The organism is Virgibacillus oceani, from assembly GCF_041521345.1.
GTDB classification, from domain to species: Bacteria; Bacillota; Bacilli; order Bacillales; family Amphibacillaceae; genus Virgibacillus_N; species Virgibacillus_N oceani_A.
Genome location: NZ_JBGOHB010000004.1, coordinates 68,229 through 85,041, shown reverse-complemented (window position 1 = coordinate 85,041; position 16,813 = coordinate 68,229). Strand labels below are relative to the sequence as shown.

Below are 16,813 nucleotides of genomic sequence, written 5' to 3'. Positions count from 1 at the left end.
AAAGTAAATTGTACCCATTTTAAATTTTGTAAACTAGATAAAAGGAAAGAATCCGAGATTCCCCTTGTTTAATACAAGACAGAAGCTCGGATTTTTTTCATTGATATTTCTCTACTTTACAATCTCCCATTTACTCCCGTTTTTTTCAAGCGTAAAGTTGAATTGAGAAACCTGTGTGGCTTTGGTTTGCTGGTCGATATACTTCACTGCCAGTGATATTGTTACTTCATTGTCCTTACTATTGTAAATAGGATTTACCAGTTCTTGAAAGACATAATCTTTGACGATTGGCTATAAAACCCCATCATTTACATAATAAGAAAGTTCACTGGCTGTAGCGGTAGGATAGAGTTTGAAGAATGTTTTTAGAAACTCATTGATTTCATTTGTTGTAATGGAATCAACCTTATGCAACCACTTGAAGGCAATGAAGCAGTTGTTATAAGCGGAGGAAAATTCGACCAAGAAATAAAAAAAAGCTGTTACTAAATATGAAAATTAAAAAAGAGTATTTAGATGAAATATCTAAATGTATCTATCAAATTGCTGTACTAACAAATGAATGGATTAGCTTGACAGTCAACTATTTTATAGCAAACCCAAATCTATTTAATTCAAAACAGATACGATAATGTCTATATGATATTGTTAGTTTGAATATTGATGTTTTATTAACGTTTTGAGAGAATAAACTATTTCTGATTAGGTGCAAATACTGTATTTTGATTGCACTTTTTTTCTTGTTTCTTATGTTCTATACTGTTTTATCTGCTCCTATATCACTTGATTTTACAGCATTTTGCTTAATATGCTGTACCCTTAAAGCAGAGTGGGAACTCTCTCCTGATAATATTAAGTTTGATCTAGGAAATAATATTGAAAGTTACATAGTTAATCTTGAAGAAGAGAAACAAGAATTAGGCGAATCCTTTTTTGAACAATGCAATGGAAACAGTTATAAACCAAACTCTAAAAAATGAAGAGTTATTAGCTAAGCATAATGGCTGGGATAATTTTTATTATGAAAGACCTGTAATTAAAAAAATATGTCATATTTTAATACGGCGAGTGATATTCCTATTAATCGATCGTCAAAAGAATTTAATTGAAGCAATACTAATATGTCGCATAGGAAATGGTGTATCTTATAATTCGGGCGTCTCACCTGGTGCTAGACCTTATTATGATAAATTTCTTGAAATGTTAAACAATAATCAACTTGAGCTTTTATTGAAAGAGCTTAAGAAGCATTCATACAGATAAACTTAAGAGTTTTTAATAATATTTTTGTTTTATTTTAAATTATCCATAGTTAAAAGCTGAAATGATTTCTCATTCCAGCTTTGTGATTTATTAAAACCTGTGGCACAGTCGTGGCACACTTTATATCAATTAACATGTTTTTATTGTTTTTGATATTTCCTTAAATCCTTTAATATCAATGATGATGCACTATATTGTATTGGCGTAGTACTGAGTGGGAGTAATACGCAAGATCCTAATGGCCTTGGTAATACAGGGCCTTTAAGTTTTTTATTGATTTTCGTAGACGTTTAAATTCAGTATTTCTCAATCAATACGCCCAAAAGAAATGCTTAGGGTTTAGCCCATATCATATATAAATAACCTCCAAAGTGACGTTCTTCCCGAATGATTTTTAAATTAGATTTTTTAACTATGTCAGTAATGTTCCTATTCTGGTGACACCCTGCAAGCTTGAGCATTATAGGATTCAAGAATTTTTGCAGCCATCCCACAGTTTTGTTTGTGCAAAGCCCGTGCTCTAACAAAAGAATATTTCCTTTTGGCTTACACCATTTTTGAAAATTATTTAGAACATGGATAGGATCTTGATAAGCGCATAAACTTCCAGAGGATACGATCGTATCAAAGCTATTTGCGCTAAGTTCAATAGATTCAACATCTTCTTGTATAAATGTTGTTTTAAAAGGATAATTTTTTGCAGCATTCTGTGCTGCCTTCAGCATTTCATGGCTAAAATCTATTCCTGTTAATTCAATATTTTTATTGTAGAAGGGGAAATTAAGTCCAGAACCGATTGAAACTTCTAATACTTTTCCATCAGCTTCTTGAAAAATTCGTTGACGAAACCTATAAGCATGATTATTTTTTTGTCTTTTACTATATTTCTTTGCTTGCTTATCAAATTTTTGAATTAATGATTGACGATCCATATCATCCCTCCATTCTGTCATTCAAATCATCTTTAAAACCAGGTGATCCATTATATTTCTCTATTCAGATGTACTTTCTTCATGTGTATTAATTAAGTCAATTAAATTACTGATCGCTTCGACCACCTCATTTGAACAGTCAGTATGGATTGTGGTATGTCCAGCACTTCTGAGAATACGATGTTCTTCCCTCGGAACCGAATTTGCTAATTTTGTGTAAACGGTATTTTTAATATTATTGAATGGATCAAGTGTATCACGAAGAAATGATTTACTCGTGATTGGAGTCATGAATGGGTCGATTCCCATCGTTGTATACACGATCAACGGGATATCTGGCAGTTTTCCTCCTTTACGTATCTCTTGATAGATTTGGCTATTTAAGTTTTTTCTTTCTTTAATCGTTTTTGATAATGTCTTGAGATGATATTCAATTAGTAATTCACGGATTTCGTCTGGCCAAGTTGCAAACATTTGATTAAATAAAACACGGAAGGATTTTTTGTAAGTTAAGAGTGCCCAAAGGATAGTAAAACTCTGCTGAAGGAGGTAACGTTTTTTAAACTTCGGTGTATTGGTGCGAAAGTCCTCGTGAGGTGGTTCTAGCAAAATCATCCCAGCTACCTCATCTGGAAATCGTTGAGCATACCGTTGCGCGTAAATTCCGCCCAGCGAATGACCGACGAACAGGTAGGGAGCTGGAACACCAGCGGTATGCAATACATTTCGCAATTCATCAGTGACTTCAAGGGCATTTCGAGGAAGCTTAACACGATCGCTCCATCCTGTTCCCAATCGATCATAAATTACTGACGTTGTATACTTACTAACTTTATAATGTAGGTTCAGGTAATCAAGTCCGACCATCCCGGCAGCTGGTATGAATACTACTGTAGGACTTCCAAACCCAGAACAATCAAGCAGCAAACGACTTCCCTCTACATTGTAGAAGCTTCCAATCGGTGACTCACTGTCTAAGGAAACAGACTTATCAACTTGCAGTTTCTCTGTATCATTTATCATTTGAAACCTCCTATAGTTATTTTTTTTCATGTATTAATAGAATACTCATTCAAGAGAGCCTGTTACAGTTTCTTTACGAACATAGAGAATGCTAAAATTCTCATTTTATGTGTACAAATACTCACTCCTTTTCTGAATAGTAGTTGGGTAGTTCAGATACATTCATTTATAAAAGATCTCTTTGAGTTCATTAAGATAGCCATCTAGATCTGCAAGCACTTTGTCATAATCTAATTCAGTAAATTCTAAGTTCCGAAGATCTTCCAGAATCTGATTTGTAAAACCAACATTCGCCCAAAAAATAACCTGTTTGCATCTTTCAAGGTTCAATCCTTCTCTGAATTTAGTTTCATCAACAATTTCAAACATTTCCTCTTGGCATCGTGCTAGCTTTTCATTTACTTTTCCTTCTAGATTCTTATTGATTTCATCAGAATTCGTAATGCCAGTAATTTTAATAAAGTCAAATATCCAAGGATGCTGTTGTAGTAACTCAATCTGGAGTATATATGATTGTCGAATCCTTTCAAAAATATCTTTTTGATTAAAATTCATTAAATCAAGATATTCTTTATTAATCATGTCAGTGCAATAATCATAAAGGAATAGAAAAAGATCCTTCTTGCTATTTATATAGTGGAACATTAGCCCCTTTGAAATACCAGCCTCTTTTGCAATAACATTCGTTGAGGCATCATCAAATCCCTTCATGGAAAATTCTTTTAGTGCAGCATTTAAAATAACATCTCTTCTTTTGGGTTCCAGGTTCAAAATCTTTAATTGCATGATAACCACCTTTGCGGATTTATTTAATTGATCTGTTAGGTCAATTAAATTGTAACATGATTTACCTATAAGATAAATCAGTTAAATTAGGAAAATATGATAAAAATGATTTAGTAACGTTTTTCTAAACAGCAATAACTGGATAAGAACTTTTTGTTGCACACCTCATATCATCGATAACTCGTAGCATTTGCTAGGAAAAACTCGATTGACTCCCTGTAAGACCTTCACGTTTATCGATATTTGATAAATTCTGACAAGGAGAACTAAGTGTAATGATATGAATAGATGGGTAGCCATCTTTTTTGATAATACTTCCCCAGATGGAGCATATGAGGAAAGTGTCGTTTTGTAATAGATACAGATACTTTTCTCTATCTCACTTGCCCACGTTGGTGTAATTCCATAACGAGAAGTGGGGAGGGGGAAGACACTTATTCCATCAAAAAGACTTTCTAATTTTAAATTTGTAAATAATTTTTTTACACATATCATTTTTCAAATATTTCATCTCTAATCTCACAACAAAAAAACGTCATCTGTCGGCGACCAACATTCAAATGACGTTAAATGTAATTATTGAAATGATAAAAGTGGAAGATAAAACTTTAAGTTTTTATCATTATCGATATTAAATATTTCCATAAAAAAGACGCTTCAATTAGAACGTCTGTTGTTGGAGATATCACATTTTTATAGTGATAACTTTAAACTGTGTTTTGCATTTATTGCATTAAAATTGCATTATTTTAATTTTTTATATCATATTTCAAGCACTGATACTTCCTAAAAACCCTTTAAAATCGATGATATTGCTCTATATCTAGCACCGTAAAAGTAGAGTGGGAGTAAAACTACAACTTAATTTAAAGCGGGAATACCTATTTAACAGCATTTGTTCTAAGCTAAAATGGACGACATATGTTAAAAATAAGATAGTTCCCTGCCAAAAACCATGCCAAGAAAAAATTTTGGCAGGGAATTGTAACTGCTAAACTAAAATAGGCAGTTTCCGCTAAATAAAAATGAATACTTTTGAGGGGAACCTGTCATCCACTATAAACACTTTCACATGTTCCTGCTATTGGTTCATAATAACAATGCTGTTTAAATTGGCCTGAAAAAGGTTGATCATACCATGTTGGAGGGCATGGAGCATATGGATTAAAGTACCAAAGCGCATATTTGGCCGGATGTTCCCTCCAGTGCGTCAAATTTTTTTCGGCTAATCTTCTTTCAGCTTCTCTTGCCCTTTGATAAAATACATTCCCTTTTTGAACAGCTTCAAAAGAATAATTACCACCTTGCACTTGAAAAATAACATCTTCAATGTTTCTTAAGTCAGTAAAGTCCGTACAGTCTGCCACAACACGGTTAACAATGACATTTCCAACATAGAGCATTCCTTGTTTTCCTTCACCTTCAGCTTCTGCTCTCATCATCCTTGCCATTAAGTCGACGTCAGCTCTACGGTAAGCTACTCTTCCCATTTTTCCACCTCCAAAATATAGTATGAAGGAAAGCTTGTATTCATACCTGAATTATGATTATTGCAAGGTCTACTCAAAAAACTTTGCTTCGATAACAAACTACGGGATTAATGACAACATTCGACATTTATATCTCACAAAAATATTATTACTCAAATCTTTGTCAAAATTCTGCTATGAAGCTATTTTATACTCATATTGCTGGCGTTGTTCAAGTTCCTTTTGATAGTCTCTCCATTTGAGTAAGGCTATTTTTGCTTCTTTTAACTGCATGCTGGGCTTGCAGAGAAGGCAGTGAAAGCCAAAGCCCTAATGATTCATCGTACGGAATTGTTCTTTCCTTTCGTTTTTTTGACCGCTCTGGAAATTCAGGACGTTCTGCAAAATAATCCCGAGCATGGACACCTACATTTTGACCACTGCGTCCATAAGCTTCGTCAACCGATTTAAACGTCCTGTCTCCTGCTGAATGTAATAATGACTGATGTCCAATTTTCGTCATTTGCTGATATGGTTTCAGCCAGGGTAACGGCTCCATAAAGGTTCCGCCACATGGCTTGCATTTAAATCGCCGATGATTAAACTGATCAAAAATCGGTATATTATTATGAGAACCTGAAACGACTTGTTTGTAATTGTTATCATGTACTTTAGTTGTCCAAGAATCGCAATCTGGGCAATGAGTTCCAGTATTGATGAAAGGAAGCTTGCGATAAAATCCGGCATTTGGATAGCCGAAAGGGATTTCTTCCTTGACAATGACAAGAGGAACTTCCTTTGAATCAGCCGACTTGTTTCAAGAGCATTTTAAAGTGTGAACTTTCCTCAGAAGATATGAAGCGATATAAAAATCAGATATACAAGATTTTTAATAGACATGCAGGATTACACGGGTTTATTGATTATGGCCAGAAATGGAACAACATGATGACTGTCGTGAGATAGCCATTCCGTTAGAATGAGCCATTACCACGCCTTTTAGGGTGTATCCTTAGGGTTGCTCGGTATTTCAATGCTGAGAGGATGTCACACAGGGGCGCAAATTCTAACATAAGCCCTTTATGAAGAGGTGTGATGGGACACCAAGTATGCTCCTTTCATGCGAAATTATAAATTGAATGACAAAATCACAACCTGCTAAAACAATTAAATTAATTTATCCGGTATAAAATACAAATCTAAATTAATTCAACCACTCCAAACCATAGACAGCATACACAGCTAATAAAAATCCAACGATACCAATAATCCAAGCTGTCGTACTCTGTGCATTTTTGTTAACCATCTATCCAATCTAACATGTATTGGTTCCAATGCTCTGTGAGCAACAAGCCGACCTGCCAATAACAGAATTGCAGGAAGTACCATAACAATACAGTAACCCAAAAGCAAAGAATAGAAATTGACCATGTAGGACTCTCTCTAAGGGTAGCACTTAAACCAGCTGGTCCTCCTCCTATAATTGCACAATCGAATAACATATTTAGTTCATCCTTTTACAGTTATGTACGGAAAAAAGAATTCTCTCAAAATATAATGTTAAAATACAATATTTTATACCTTTTTCATGAAGTATATCGTAATGATTGCGATTTGCAAACTTGTATTTGCTATTATTTAGGTTGCGATGAGGTGTTTATTGCGGCGGGGAGATTCTTTACCATTTAATAGAGTTAACTGGAGGTTACAACATTTTATATAAATCGTAATGATTCCTATTTACAATTTGGTTGATGTGATTTATAATGAGTTTATTCGTAATCATTACGATTTATGTTTTAAAAAATGAGAGGAGGAGCTAACAGCTGAAACATTACATAAACAGAAAGAGAGAAATTTTTTTAGTTATTAAATCGTAATCATTACGAAATGTAAAGCATTTTTGAAAAGTATATTACTTAAGATCAAAGGTGGAACAGTTTTGAATAATTTATTAATTAGAAAGAAATGGACAGGGATCATCATCACAATTTTTACAGTTATCTTTATTGCAGCATGTCAGCAAGGTGAAGAATCACCTTCAACAGACAAACCTGTAGAGGAAAGTCAAGATGATACAAATAATAATGATACAAATAATAATACAGCTCATACAGAAGAAATATCTTTTACAGATAATATGGATAGAGAAGTAGTGCTTGATGGTCAACCAGAAAGAATTGTGGTCTTAGCCTCGGAGTTTTTAAAACTGATGTACGATTTAGACGGGGAAGCAGTTGGAAGAATGACAACAACTAGCGTACCAATTCCTGAAGAGGCAGAAGATTTACCTGAATTGGGAACGGTAAGTCAAATAAATACAGAGGAATTGTTAGCTCTTTCTCCTGATTTAGTTATTGGATCGCCGAACTTCCATGCAGAATTGGAAGGAATCTTGGAGAACAGTGATATACCTCTTGCGTTATTGACGATGCGTTCTTTTGATGATGTCAAGGAAAGGGCAGCACTTATGGGAGAAATATTAGGTAAGGAAGAGCTTGCTGCTGAGAAGCTGCAAGAAACGGAAACAGAGATGCAAGAAGTGCAGGATCAGCTACCAAGTGATTTAGAACCATCTGTAGTGGTTTTAAATGTTACGTCCGGAAGTGTTTCTGTGCAAAGGGCCAATACGACTGCACTGGAGATTGGGGATTTACTTCATGTTAATAATATCGGAAAAGATATGGAAGCCAGTCCAGATTCTCAAACCTCAGCACCATACAGTTTAGAGACAATCGCTGAACAGCAGCCTGATTATATCCTGATAACGATACATGGAAGTGTAGAAGCGGGGGAGGAAAGAATTGCAGAGGATTTGGAAGGGAATCCAGCTTGGGGTTCTTTAAAAGCTGTTCAGGAGGGGAATGTACATACTATTCCTTCTGGGATGTATTTATCCAATCCCGGTCTTGATTATGCTGATACGATGAAGCATATGGGGGAAATTGTATATCCAGAAGTGTTTGGGAATGAGTAAAAAACAAGCATTAAGAGATCGAACAGGATGGAAAGGATTTATCATTGTGTTTTTTGCGATTTTACTTATCCTTTCTATGCTTCTTAGTATTCGATTTGGCTCAGTTAATATTCCTTTAAGAGATATTTGGGTAACTTTTACGGGGGATATTCACAATGATTTTCAAAATATTATCTGGAATATTCGAGTTCCGCGCACATTTGTTGCTATTTTAGTAGGCGCTAATCTGGCAGTTGCAGGAGTATTGCTACAAGGAATTATGAAAAATCCGCTGGCTGACCCTTATATTATTGGTGTGTCCAGCGGAGCTGGATTAGCAGGGATGATCGTATTAATACTTTACCCGCATTTACCTTATTTACTGACACCTGTTGCCTTTATTGGTGCAACTATCGTGGCGTTTACAGTATATGCTTTAGCGTGGGAAAAGGGGATTGCACCAACAAGAATAATTTTGGCTGGTGTAGCAATTTCTGCATTTTTAGGATCTGGTATTTCTGCCTTGATGGTATTTTATAGTGATAGAGTCCAGGGAACAATAGATTTTATGGTAGGAGGTTTAAGTGCAAGAAGCTGGCCACAGGTAGAAATCATTTTGCCATATTCCATTATCGGTATTCTTCTTGCTATTATAGGTATTCGAAAAATGAATTTGCTAATGCTCGGTGATCGGACAGCTAAAAGTCTTGGAGCCCGAGTAGAGTGGATTCGTTTTTCTATGACAGCTGTGGCTACGTTATTAGCTGCTAGTGCAGTTAGTGTTGTCGGTTTACTTGGATTTGTGGGGTTAATTGTACCTCATACGGCAAGGTTAATTGTTGGCAATGACTACCGTGTGCTCCTACCAGCTTCAATCTTTTTGGGGGCAGCAATTTTAACAGCTTCTGATACAGTGGGGCGTATTGTCTTTGCTCCTATTGAAATACCCGTAGGTGTGATTATGGGCGCATTGGGAGCACCATTCTTTTTGTATTTACTAAGGAGGAAAATGGTATGACTGCTTTACAGGCAACATCTATTTCTCAATCCTTTTCTGATAAACAGGTGCTGAAAAAAATAGATTTGAAATTAAACGAAGGTCGGATTTACAGTATTATTGGGCCGAATGGCTCGGGAAAAAGTACATTACTGCATGCACTTTCCCGTCAGTTAAAACCTACGAAAGGCGATGTATATTGGAAGGAATATAATCTTTATCAGCTTTCCCCAAAAAAAGCAGCACAGGAGTTGGCTTTACTTGCTCAAGTGAATGATCCAATGGACTTAACAGTGGAGCAGTTGATTTCATATGGACGGACTCCACATAAATCACTGTTTCAAAGGGTAGACGAAAAAGATCAGGAAATTATTGATGAAGCTATCCATCTCACTAAATTAAATGTGCTCAGAAAGCGGAATGTTTCCAATTTGTCTGGTGGAGAAAGACAAAGAGCATGGATAGCTCTTTGTTTGGCTCAGCAGCCAAAAGTATTCTTTTTGGATGAACCGACAACGTACTTGGATATCTCCCATCAGTTAGATGTACTGGAAATAGTATCTAGATTGAAAAAGACAAGAGATGTAACAGTTGTCATGGTTTTACATGATCTTAACCACGCAGCGGTATATTCTGATGAGGTAATTGTAGTCAAGGAAGGGCATATCTATGGACAAGGGACTCCCAAAGAGATAATGAACCAGGAAATGTTTAAAGAAGTCTTTCATGTACAGTCAGATATTTATGAGGATGAGCATGATGGTTTATTGCGTATCGTAATGAAACCACTCATCAATTCAAATGATAACCAGTCAACTTTTAAAGAAAGAAGGGCAAGTGTGTGAGAAATTATCCTTTTACAGCAATTGTAGGGCAAGAAAAAATGAAGAAAGCGCTAATTATAAATGGAATCAATCCTAAAATTGGGGGTGTGTTGATTCAAGGGGAAAAAGGGACAGCGAAGTCAACGGCAGTAAGAGCATTGGCAGATGCACTGCCTGATATATCCGTAGTTAATCTGCCAGTCAGTGCTACAGAAGACCGCGTTGTAGGAACATTGGATATGGAGCATATTCTAAAAACTGGGGAAAAGAAACTGGAACCGGGCATATTAGCAAAAGCAGATGGAAATATCCTCTATGTAGATGAGGTGAATCTCTTAGAAGATCACTTGGTTGATATTCTTCTAGATACGGCAGCAATGGGAGTGAATCGTATTGAAAGAGAAGGCGTATCATATGAGCATTCGTCCCGTTTTGTATTAGTAGGAACGATGAACCCTGAAGAAGGTATGCTTCGTCCACAGCTGCTGGACCGTTTTGGTTTATGTGTGAATATAGAAAGTGAGAAAAAAGTAGAAGAGCGTATGGAAGTTATCCGACGCCGCTTAAATTTTGAGGCTAATCAGGAAGCGTTTGAGAAAAGGTATGAACAAGATCAATGGGAATTGAAGGAGCAGATACAGTGGGCACAGAAGCTTTTGCCAACTGTAGAGATAGATGATGTTTTGATTGGTGCTGTGGCTGATTTATCCATTGAACTTGGTATTGAAAGCCATCGGGCTGATATAACAGTGATTACTGCTGCTCAGACATTAGCGGCATGGAAGCAGCGCACAATGGTACAACTGGAAGATATTTATGAAGCGGCAGAACTTGCCTTGCCTCATCGATTATTGGAGGATCCAATGAAAGAAATTGCTTCACATCAGGAATTGACTGAGCTATTAAGGCATAAGGTTGTCGATAATCAATGAAGCGCCTAATTGGTCAAATGAAAGCAAAACGTGGCATAGCAGCTGCACTTATCAATCCGTATTTGGACAGGGTATGTATTGTTGGAGCTGGAGGAACAGGGAAGACTACTTTGCTGGAAGCTATTTTTTCTTACTTTCCGAAAAAGGATACCGTTGTTGTTCCTGCCCATGTTGCTACAGAAAAGTTATTGGGAAAAAAAGAGATTGCTTTGTTTGCACCCCATGAGAAAAAAACCAGGAATCATAGCCTTCTTTATCAAACAAAGCTAGTTATTACAGATCAATTTGCCCTCATGTCACAAAGTAAGCAACGTTTGCTTGTGCAATTGCTGAAAAATAAGCAGATTCAAGTTTATCAAAACTTTCATTTCTCCAATTCTTATCTTCATGCGAAATGGTTTTATTGTCTTGGTCAGGAGATCGAAGACAAATCGATGTTAAAGCATGCTAAGCTGTGCGTCCAACTGTTTCCTATTTTTGACGTATCGAAACGTAGCAATATTCTATTTGCTGCAGACAATCCTGAGCGTGAATATGAAATAGAAGAAATAGAGAAAGCAAGACAACGATTGTCCTCTGTTCAAGTTTCAGATGAAATGCTGCGGTTGGCCGTAGAAGTTGTCATGGGTTCAGGGTGTAAAAATCAGGAAGCCGATATGGATGTAATAGAAACAGCCCGTGCATTAGCAGCCTTAGATTTAGATGAATCCATACAAGCAAAACATATCGAGGAAGCTGCAGGATATACAATGGCCCATCGAATGGGAGAACAGCAGGAATCTTCTTTGCCTAAAGATGCTGAGTCACAGGAAAATGGCGAAGATTCTGAAGACCATTCAGAGGGTGAGAATCATTCACCAGCTGACAGAGAATCAATGCCACTTGATCATGGTGATGATGGTTATGATCAGGAATCTTCCGGTGAGCCCTTGTCAAATGAGGAATCACCGAATAACGAGACGATTGCAGAAGTCCCTGAAGATGAAGTGGATCAGATGATTGCATCTCTAAAGGTACAGTCAGATTTACTTTTCCCAAAAAGAAATATCCATCCACAACCTGCGAAAGGAAAGCACCGGGAAGGGACTACTGCTGGTGGTAGCGGTAGAATGCTTCGAGCGGTTAGTAGACCGACTGAAGCCATTTCCTTATATCATACATTCACAGCCGCAGCCCCATATATGAAGGTTCGTGTACCAAAAGAAGGAATAGCACTGGCAATTGAAAAAGAGGATATACGCTATAAATTAAAGGAGCGGCAACAAGGGTTTACGATTTTATTTTTAGTGGATGCGAGCCGTTCTATTGCAGCAAAAAAACATATGAAAATTGTTAAAGGGGCTATTATGGAATTACTCCAGCAGGCATATCAAAAAAGAGACCGTATCGGTATGGTTTCCTTTCGCAAGAGAGGAGCGGAAGAGGTGTTGCCTTTTACGAATAAGTTTGCGGAGGCAAAGCGAAAACTTGGCGAAATATCTACTGGCGGAAAAACACCTCTGGCAGCTGGGCTGAAAAAAGCGTTATATCTATGTGAAAGAGAAAAACGTATGCATAAACAGGCTCTGCCTTATATTGTTATTTTGACGGATGGAAATGCCAATGAAACTTTGAAACCTGGTGGTACGGCAGATCAAGCAAGGAGCGAAACCTATCAAATCGCTAGGAAAATTGCAATCGAACAATTTCCAGTGACAGTCATTGATACCCAGAGAGGACGAAGTCTATTTGGCTTGGCAGGGGAACTTGCTGCTGCCCTAGGCGGAGAATACATCTCACTGGATGCTTTAACAGATAAAAACATAGCCAAAGCAGTGCAAAGTAGACTTTCTCCATTAGCAGGGCATAGATAAAATGACCAGTCCTTTCCGAATAAAATGATTGGTCTGGCTATCCGTTAGCAGGACGCATGGGAAAGCGATAAAATTTTTCAAAAAATAAGGGAAGGGAGAGAAGCAGTCGTGCATATTATTTTTGCAACTGCTTCATCGGGAACATTGGCTGATGGAGTGAAAGCACACGAGAAAGTAATCGAATCCTATCCAGAGCTAAAGCTATCTTTATTTTTAACCGAGGAGCCGTTAAGTACGGAACAATGGATGCGATTTGAAAATGACTGCCAGTCTGCCAATCTATTTATCTATGATCCGCATGGAGTTGAAAATGGTGTGGTCGTGAAAATGGCAGAGATATCTAGAATGTATAAATGTGATCAAATAGCTTTGATGATTAATGGCTCGAAGTGGGAAAGACTTATTTGTTTTGGTGCCTTACGAGGGGAAGATATCCAAGTAAAGCCGCAATCAGGAGAACTTTCTCTATCTGATAAAGCAAATGAACTAAACCAGACAGAGCGTCAATTAAAGGAGCAAGCGATAGAAAATTATAATCAGATAAAAAGCTATTGGCATGCTTCTGGTATTGCGAATTGGCAGGAGCTTATCTATTTTACAGCCAAGCTTTATGGAGATACGAATGTTCCTGAAGCAAAAGCTCCTAACTATGTAGAGAAAACAGGAATTATTGATCCTAGGACTGGGGATTATTACAGCAGTGCAGATGTATTCCTACAGGAGACTGAACAGAATGCGTCAAAACCAAAGATTGTTTTTTTCTACCTTGCTTCTCAAGCGAGAGTAAAATCCGCAGATATCATTACAGAACTTATCGAACGTTTAAGACCAATTGCTACGGTTATTCCTATCGGTTTAACAAGTATTATGAAGATTGACTTGGAAAATTTGGAGCGCCTATTTCGTGGGTTATTAGATGATGTACAGTTGCTTGTGAATTTTATTGGTTTTCGTCTTGGAGCAGGGCCAAGAGGAGGAGACAGAGAAGATGTGACAGATTGGCTAGAGAAGCTGAATATTCCTATGCTTCATCCGTTTTTTCTAACACGTACTACATTAGCAGAATGGGAAGAAGCGAAAGGACTTTCTCCTGTCGAAGCGATGGTAAATGTTGTTTTACCTGAGTTAGATGGTGCTGTTGAAACCTATCCCATTGCTGCGATTCAATCCGTAGGTTTTAATGAAGCATATCAATTTGAGAAAAAAGAACTTGTCCTTATGGAAGAACGCGTCAACTATTTTATGAATCGTATCGAGCGTTGGCTGCAATTACATAAAACAAAGAACAGTCAGAAGCGACTTGCTCTCGTTGGATATAACTATCCACCAGGAGAAGGAAATCTGTTTGGCGGTTCCTTTTTAGATACATTTCGTTCTATCTCTGCTTTATTAAATAAATTAGCCGATGAAGGGTATCAAGTAGAACGTATGACTGAAAAAGAATTGGAGAGACAATTTCGTGAGCGCCAACTATTTAATGAAACAAGCTGGGGTGTGGATGAGGACTTGGATCAAAGGTTGGGGTATCCTGTTCCAAAAGCGAAAGAGGATTGGAGTGACCATCTAGATTGGAAACAGTTGAAGGAAGATTGGGGAGAATATCCTGGAGAAATAATGGCAAATGGGGAAGACTTTTTCATCCCTGGATTTATCAATGGTAATGTTTTCATTGGGTTGCAGCCAAGCAGGAATGGAGCAGATCAGGATTCATCGGCAAATTATCATGACCAGTCCATTCCACCGCACTATCAATATCAAGCTTTTTATACCTGGCTTGAGAAAGAATTTAAATCGGACGCCATTGTGCATATTGGTACGCATGGCACACTAGAATTTTTGCCAGGAAAAGAAAATGGTATGTCTTCTCAATGCTATCCTGATCAATTGGTACAATCATTGCCGCATTTTTATTTTTATTATATCGGTAACCCTTCTGAGGCTATGCTTGCTAAACGCCGGTCACATGCTGTAATTAGCAGTTACCAGGCACCACCTTTCAGAAACGGGGGATTGTATGGTGATTATGAAGAACTGGAACGTCTACTCCATGAATATCGAGAAGCTGAACAGCTTGACCCATCTCGCTGTGAAGAGATTTTGAAAGAAGTTCAAGAAATAGCAGATAAGAATGGTTTTTCCCACCAGCAATTGGATGATATAGAGCAGGAGCTCCAGAAGATGCAGTATGCTTTAATTCCATATGGCTTGCATATTATCGGTGAAGGAATGAAGCATGAAGATGCCATTCTTCATACGATATACACGTTACGAAAAGAGCATAAAGGCAGTACGTTGAAACAGTTGGTATCGCAATTGAGGCCAGAACTGCAAGAGGAAGATGCAGTATTGGAGAAAGAAGCTGCTGCTTTAATGCAGGGGTATGTAGAATCCAAACGTTTACCTGATATTCAGGAGAAAGCTCTTGCAGAAGCATTTGCTGATACTTTAGCGTATGGGGAAAGTATTTATCAGCGGGTAAGAAAAACGGAGGAGCTTTCTTCTATTATTAAAGCATTAGACGGAGGCTATCTTCCAGCGAAATTGGCAGGAGATATATATAGAAATCCAGATTCCTTACCGACAGGCTCTAATGTATATCAATTTGATCCACGTTCAGTGCCAAGTCCTTCCGCAGTTACTAGAGGTGCAGAGATAGCTAAAGCAACTATTGCAGAATTTAAGGAAGCTAATGGGGAAAATCCTCATACCGTAGCTTGTGTGCTCTGGGGTATAGAAACATCGAGAACACAGGGAGAGACCATTGGACAAATTTTAGAATATGTTGGAGCAAAAGCAGTGAAGCATTCCGAAGCGACAAGTACAACTTTTGAACTTATCCCGCTTTCCGAGCTGGGAAGACCGCGAATGAATGTTGTAGTTAGCATGTCTGGCGTATTCCGTGATATCTTTCCGAATGTCATTAATGCATTGAATGATTTATTTGAAAAGCTTGCACTTGCGGATGAACAGGAAGAAGATAATTATTTTAAGACTTTTACATTAAAGGTACAGGATCAGCTGTTGACCGAGGGGTATACAAAGACAGAAGCATTTGATTTAGCTTCAGCACGGATATTTGGACCAGCCGCTGGTGAATATGGGACTGGGATTAATCATATGATCGAAGGTGGCAACTGGGCAGATGAAGAAGAACTTGGAGAGATATATAAAAATAATGCGCAGCATGTCTATAGTAAATTAAGAAGAGGCGAAAGCTTTCCTGAACTATATGATACCCATATGGAAGCAACAGATATTGTTTCGCAGTTGCGAGCAAGCCATGAATATGAAATTACGGATGTTGATGACTATTATAGTTTCTTTGGTGGATTGGCAAAATCGATTGAAAAAGCTAAAGGAGAGCGTGTCGAAATTTATATAACGGATACGACACAGCAAGCACCGCAGACAGAAGATGTAAAGCATGCAATTAACAGAGGAGTCAGAACGCGTCTGACGAATCCGAAATGGATAGAAGGTCTGCTTGAACATCCTTACCATGGAATACAGCGGATGGCAAAGAATACAGAGAATTTGCTGGGCTTGGCTGCAACAACGAATAAAGTCGAGAATTGGGTATTTTCCCATGTACATGATACGTATATAGAGGATAGAGCATTACAGGAAAAAATCCGTCAGGCAAACCCGCATGCATATCACGATTTACTGGGAACATTGGTAGAGGTGTCAGAGCGAGGATATTGGAAGCCTACGGAATCACAATGGCAAAGTTTAAAGGATGCATTTCTGGAAGCGGAAGCCTCGATGGAATAAATGA

Annotated in this window: 13 protein-coding genes and 1 pseudogene; 7 read left to right on the top strand and 7 right to left on the bottom strand. The window is 37.6% G+C overall.

What is annotated here, in order from left to right; all coding sequences use genetic code 11:
* Positions 1–111: 111 nt before the first annotated feature.
* Positions 112–405, bottom strand: a pseudogene (locus tag ACDX78_RS04645) (conjugal transfer protein); the annotation flags it as partial.
* 528 nt (positions 406–933) lie between these two features.
* Here ACDX78_RS04645 and ACDX78_RS04640 point away from each other — a divergent pair.
* Positions 934–1,263 (top strand): hypothetical protein, encoded by a 330-nt coding sequence (locus ACDX78_RS04640; RefSeq protein ID WP_486025755.1) that lies wholly within the window; start codon positions 934–936, stop codon positions 1,261–1,263.
* A gap of 332 nt (positions 1,264–1,595) precedes the next feature.
* Here the strand turns inward: ACDX78_RS04640 and ACDX78_RS04635 are convergent, their stop codons facing one another.
* The 6 genes from ACDX78_RS04635 to ACDX78_RS04610 form a co-directional block, all read right to left on the bottom strand.
* The gene (locus ACDX78_RS04635; protein WP_486025753.1) at positions 1,596–2,195 is read right to left on the bottom strand and encodes a class I SAM-dependent methyltransferase; all 600 of its coding nucleotides are present in this window, start codon (positions 2,193–2,195) and stop codon (positions 1,596–1,598) included.
* Positions 2,196–2,255: 60 nt separating this feature from the next.
* Positions 2,256–3,218 (bottom strand): alpha/beta hydrolase, encoded by a 963-nt coding sequence (locus ACDX78_RS04630; protein ID WP_486025751.1) that lies wholly within the window; start codon positions 3,216–3,218, stop codon positions 2,256–2,258.
* A 162-nt stretch (positions 3,219–3,380) separates the two neighbouring features.
* Complete coding sequence (locus ACDX78_RS04625) at positions 3,381–4,004, bottom strand: TetR/AcrR family transcriptional regulator (RefSeq protein ID WP_486025750.1); 624 nt, start codon at positions 4,002–4,004, stop codon at positions 3,381–3,383.
* Between the two features lie 1,049 nt (positions 4,005–5,053).
* The gene (locus ACDX78_RS04620; RefSeq protein WP_486025748.1) at positions 5,054–5,494 is read right to left on the bottom strand and encodes a cell wall hydrolase; all 441 of its coding nucleotides are present in this window, start codon (positions 5,492–5,494) and stop codon (positions 5,054–5,056) included.
* 211 nt (positions 5,495–5,705) lie between these two features.
* Positions 5,706–6,032 (bottom strand): transposase family protein, encoded by a 327-nt coding sequence (locus ACDX78_RS04615; RefSeq protein WP_486025747.1) that lies wholly within the window; start codon positions 6,030–6,032, stop codon positions 5,706–5,708.
* Complete coding sequence (locus tag ACDX78_RS04610; protein ID WP_486025745.1) at positions 6,011–6,259, bottom strand: hypothetical protein; 249 nt, start codon at positions 6,257–6,259, stop codon at positions 6,011–6,013. Before ACDX78_RS04610 ends, ACDX78_RS04615 begins: the two co-directional genes overlap by 22 nt.
* Positions 6,260–7,415: 1,156 nt before the next feature.
* Here ACDX78_RS04610 and ACDX78_RS04605 point away from each other — a divergent pair.
* The 6 genes from ACDX78_RS04605 to ACDX78_RS04580 all read left to right on the top strand — a co-directional run bounded on the left by ACDX78_RS04605 (position 7,416) and on the right by ACDX78_RS04580 (position 16,809).
* The gene (locus tag ACDX78_RS04605) at positions 7,416–8,450 is read left to right on the top strand and encodes an ABC transporter substrate-binding protein (protein ID WP_486025743.1); all 1,035 of its coding nucleotides are present in this window, start codon (positions 7,416–7,418) and stop codon (positions 8,448–8,450) included.
* Positions 8,443–9,447: a FecCD family ABC transporter permease gene (locus ACDX78_RS04600; RefSeq protein ID WP_486025742.1), complete on the top strand. Its 1,005-nt coding sequence runs from the start codon at positions 8,443–8,445 to the stop codon at positions 9,445–9,447. The genes ACDX78_RS04605 and ACDX78_RS04600 overlap by 8 nt, the downstream gene beginning before the upstream one ends.
* Positions 9,444–10,271 (top strand): ABC transporter ATP-binding protein, encoded by an 828-nt coding sequence (locus ACDX78_RS04595; RefSeq protein WP_486025741.1) that lies wholly within the window; start codon positions 9,444–9,446, stop codon positions 10,269–10,271. Before ACDX78_RS04600 ends, ACDX78_RS04595 begins: the two co-directional genes overlap by 4 nt.
* Positions 10,268–11,182, top strand: a complete 915-nt coding sequence (locus ACDX78_RS04590; protein WP_486025740.1) for a magnesium chelatase ATPase subunit I — start codon at positions 10,268–10,270, stop codon at positions 11,180–11,182. The genes ACDX78_RS04595 and ACDX78_RS04590 overlap by 4 nt, the downstream gene beginning before the upstream one ends.
* Positions 11,179–13,035 carry a VWA domain-containing protein gene (locus ACDX78_RS04585; protein ID WP_486025738.1) on the top strand — a complete coding sequence of 619 codons (1,857 nt, stop codon included), beginning with the start codon at positions 11,179–11,181 and terminating at the stop codon, positions 13,033–13,035. The genes ACDX78_RS04590 and ACDX78_RS04585 overlap by 4 nt, the downstream gene beginning before the upstream one ends.
* A 108-nt stretch (positions 13,036–13,143) precedes the next feature.
* A complete protein-coding gene (locus ACDX78_RS04580) occupies positions 13,144–16,809 on the top strand; it encodes a cobaltochelatase subunit CobN (protein WP_486025736.1) in 3,666 nt (1,221 codons plus the stop codon).
* Positions 16,810–16,813: the final 4 nt, after the last annotated feature.

Excerpts from the sequence above, each read along its gene's own strand:
- ACDX78_RS04635 (WP_486025753.1), bottom strand. The coding sequence starts at position 2,195 with ATGGATCGTCAATCATTAATTCAAAAATTTGATAAGCAAGCAAAGAAA.
- ACDX78_RS04630 (WP_486025751.1), bottom strand. The coding sequence starts at position 3,218 with ATGATAAATGATACAGAGAAACTGCAAGTTGATAAGTCTGTTTCCTTA.
- ACDX78_RS04625 (WP_486025750.1), bottom strand. The coding sequence starts at position 4,004 with ATGCAATTAAAGATTTTGAACCTGGAACCCAAAAGAAGAGATGTTATT.
- ACDX78_RS04620 (WP_486025748.1), bottom strand. The coding sequence starts at position 5,494 with ATGGGAAGAGTAGCTTACCGTAGAGCTGACGTCGACTTAATGGCAAGG.
- ACDX78_RS04615 (WP_486025747.1), bottom strand. The coding sequence starts at position 6,032 with ATGGAGCCGTTACCCTGGCTGAAACCATATCAGCAAATGACGAAAATT.
- ACDX78_RS04600 (WP_486025742.1), top strand. The coding sequence starts at position 8,443 with ATGAGTAAAAAACAAGCATTAAGAGATCGAACAGGATGGAAAGGATTT.
- ACDX78_RS04595 (WP_486025741.1), top strand. The coding sequence starts at position 9,444 with ATGACTGCTTTACAGGCAACATCTATTTCTCAATCCTTTTCTGATAAA.
- ACDX78_RS04585 (WP_486025738.1), top strand. The coding sequence starts at position 11,179 with ATGAAGCGCCTAATTGGTCAAATGAAAGCAAAACGTGGCATAGCAGCT.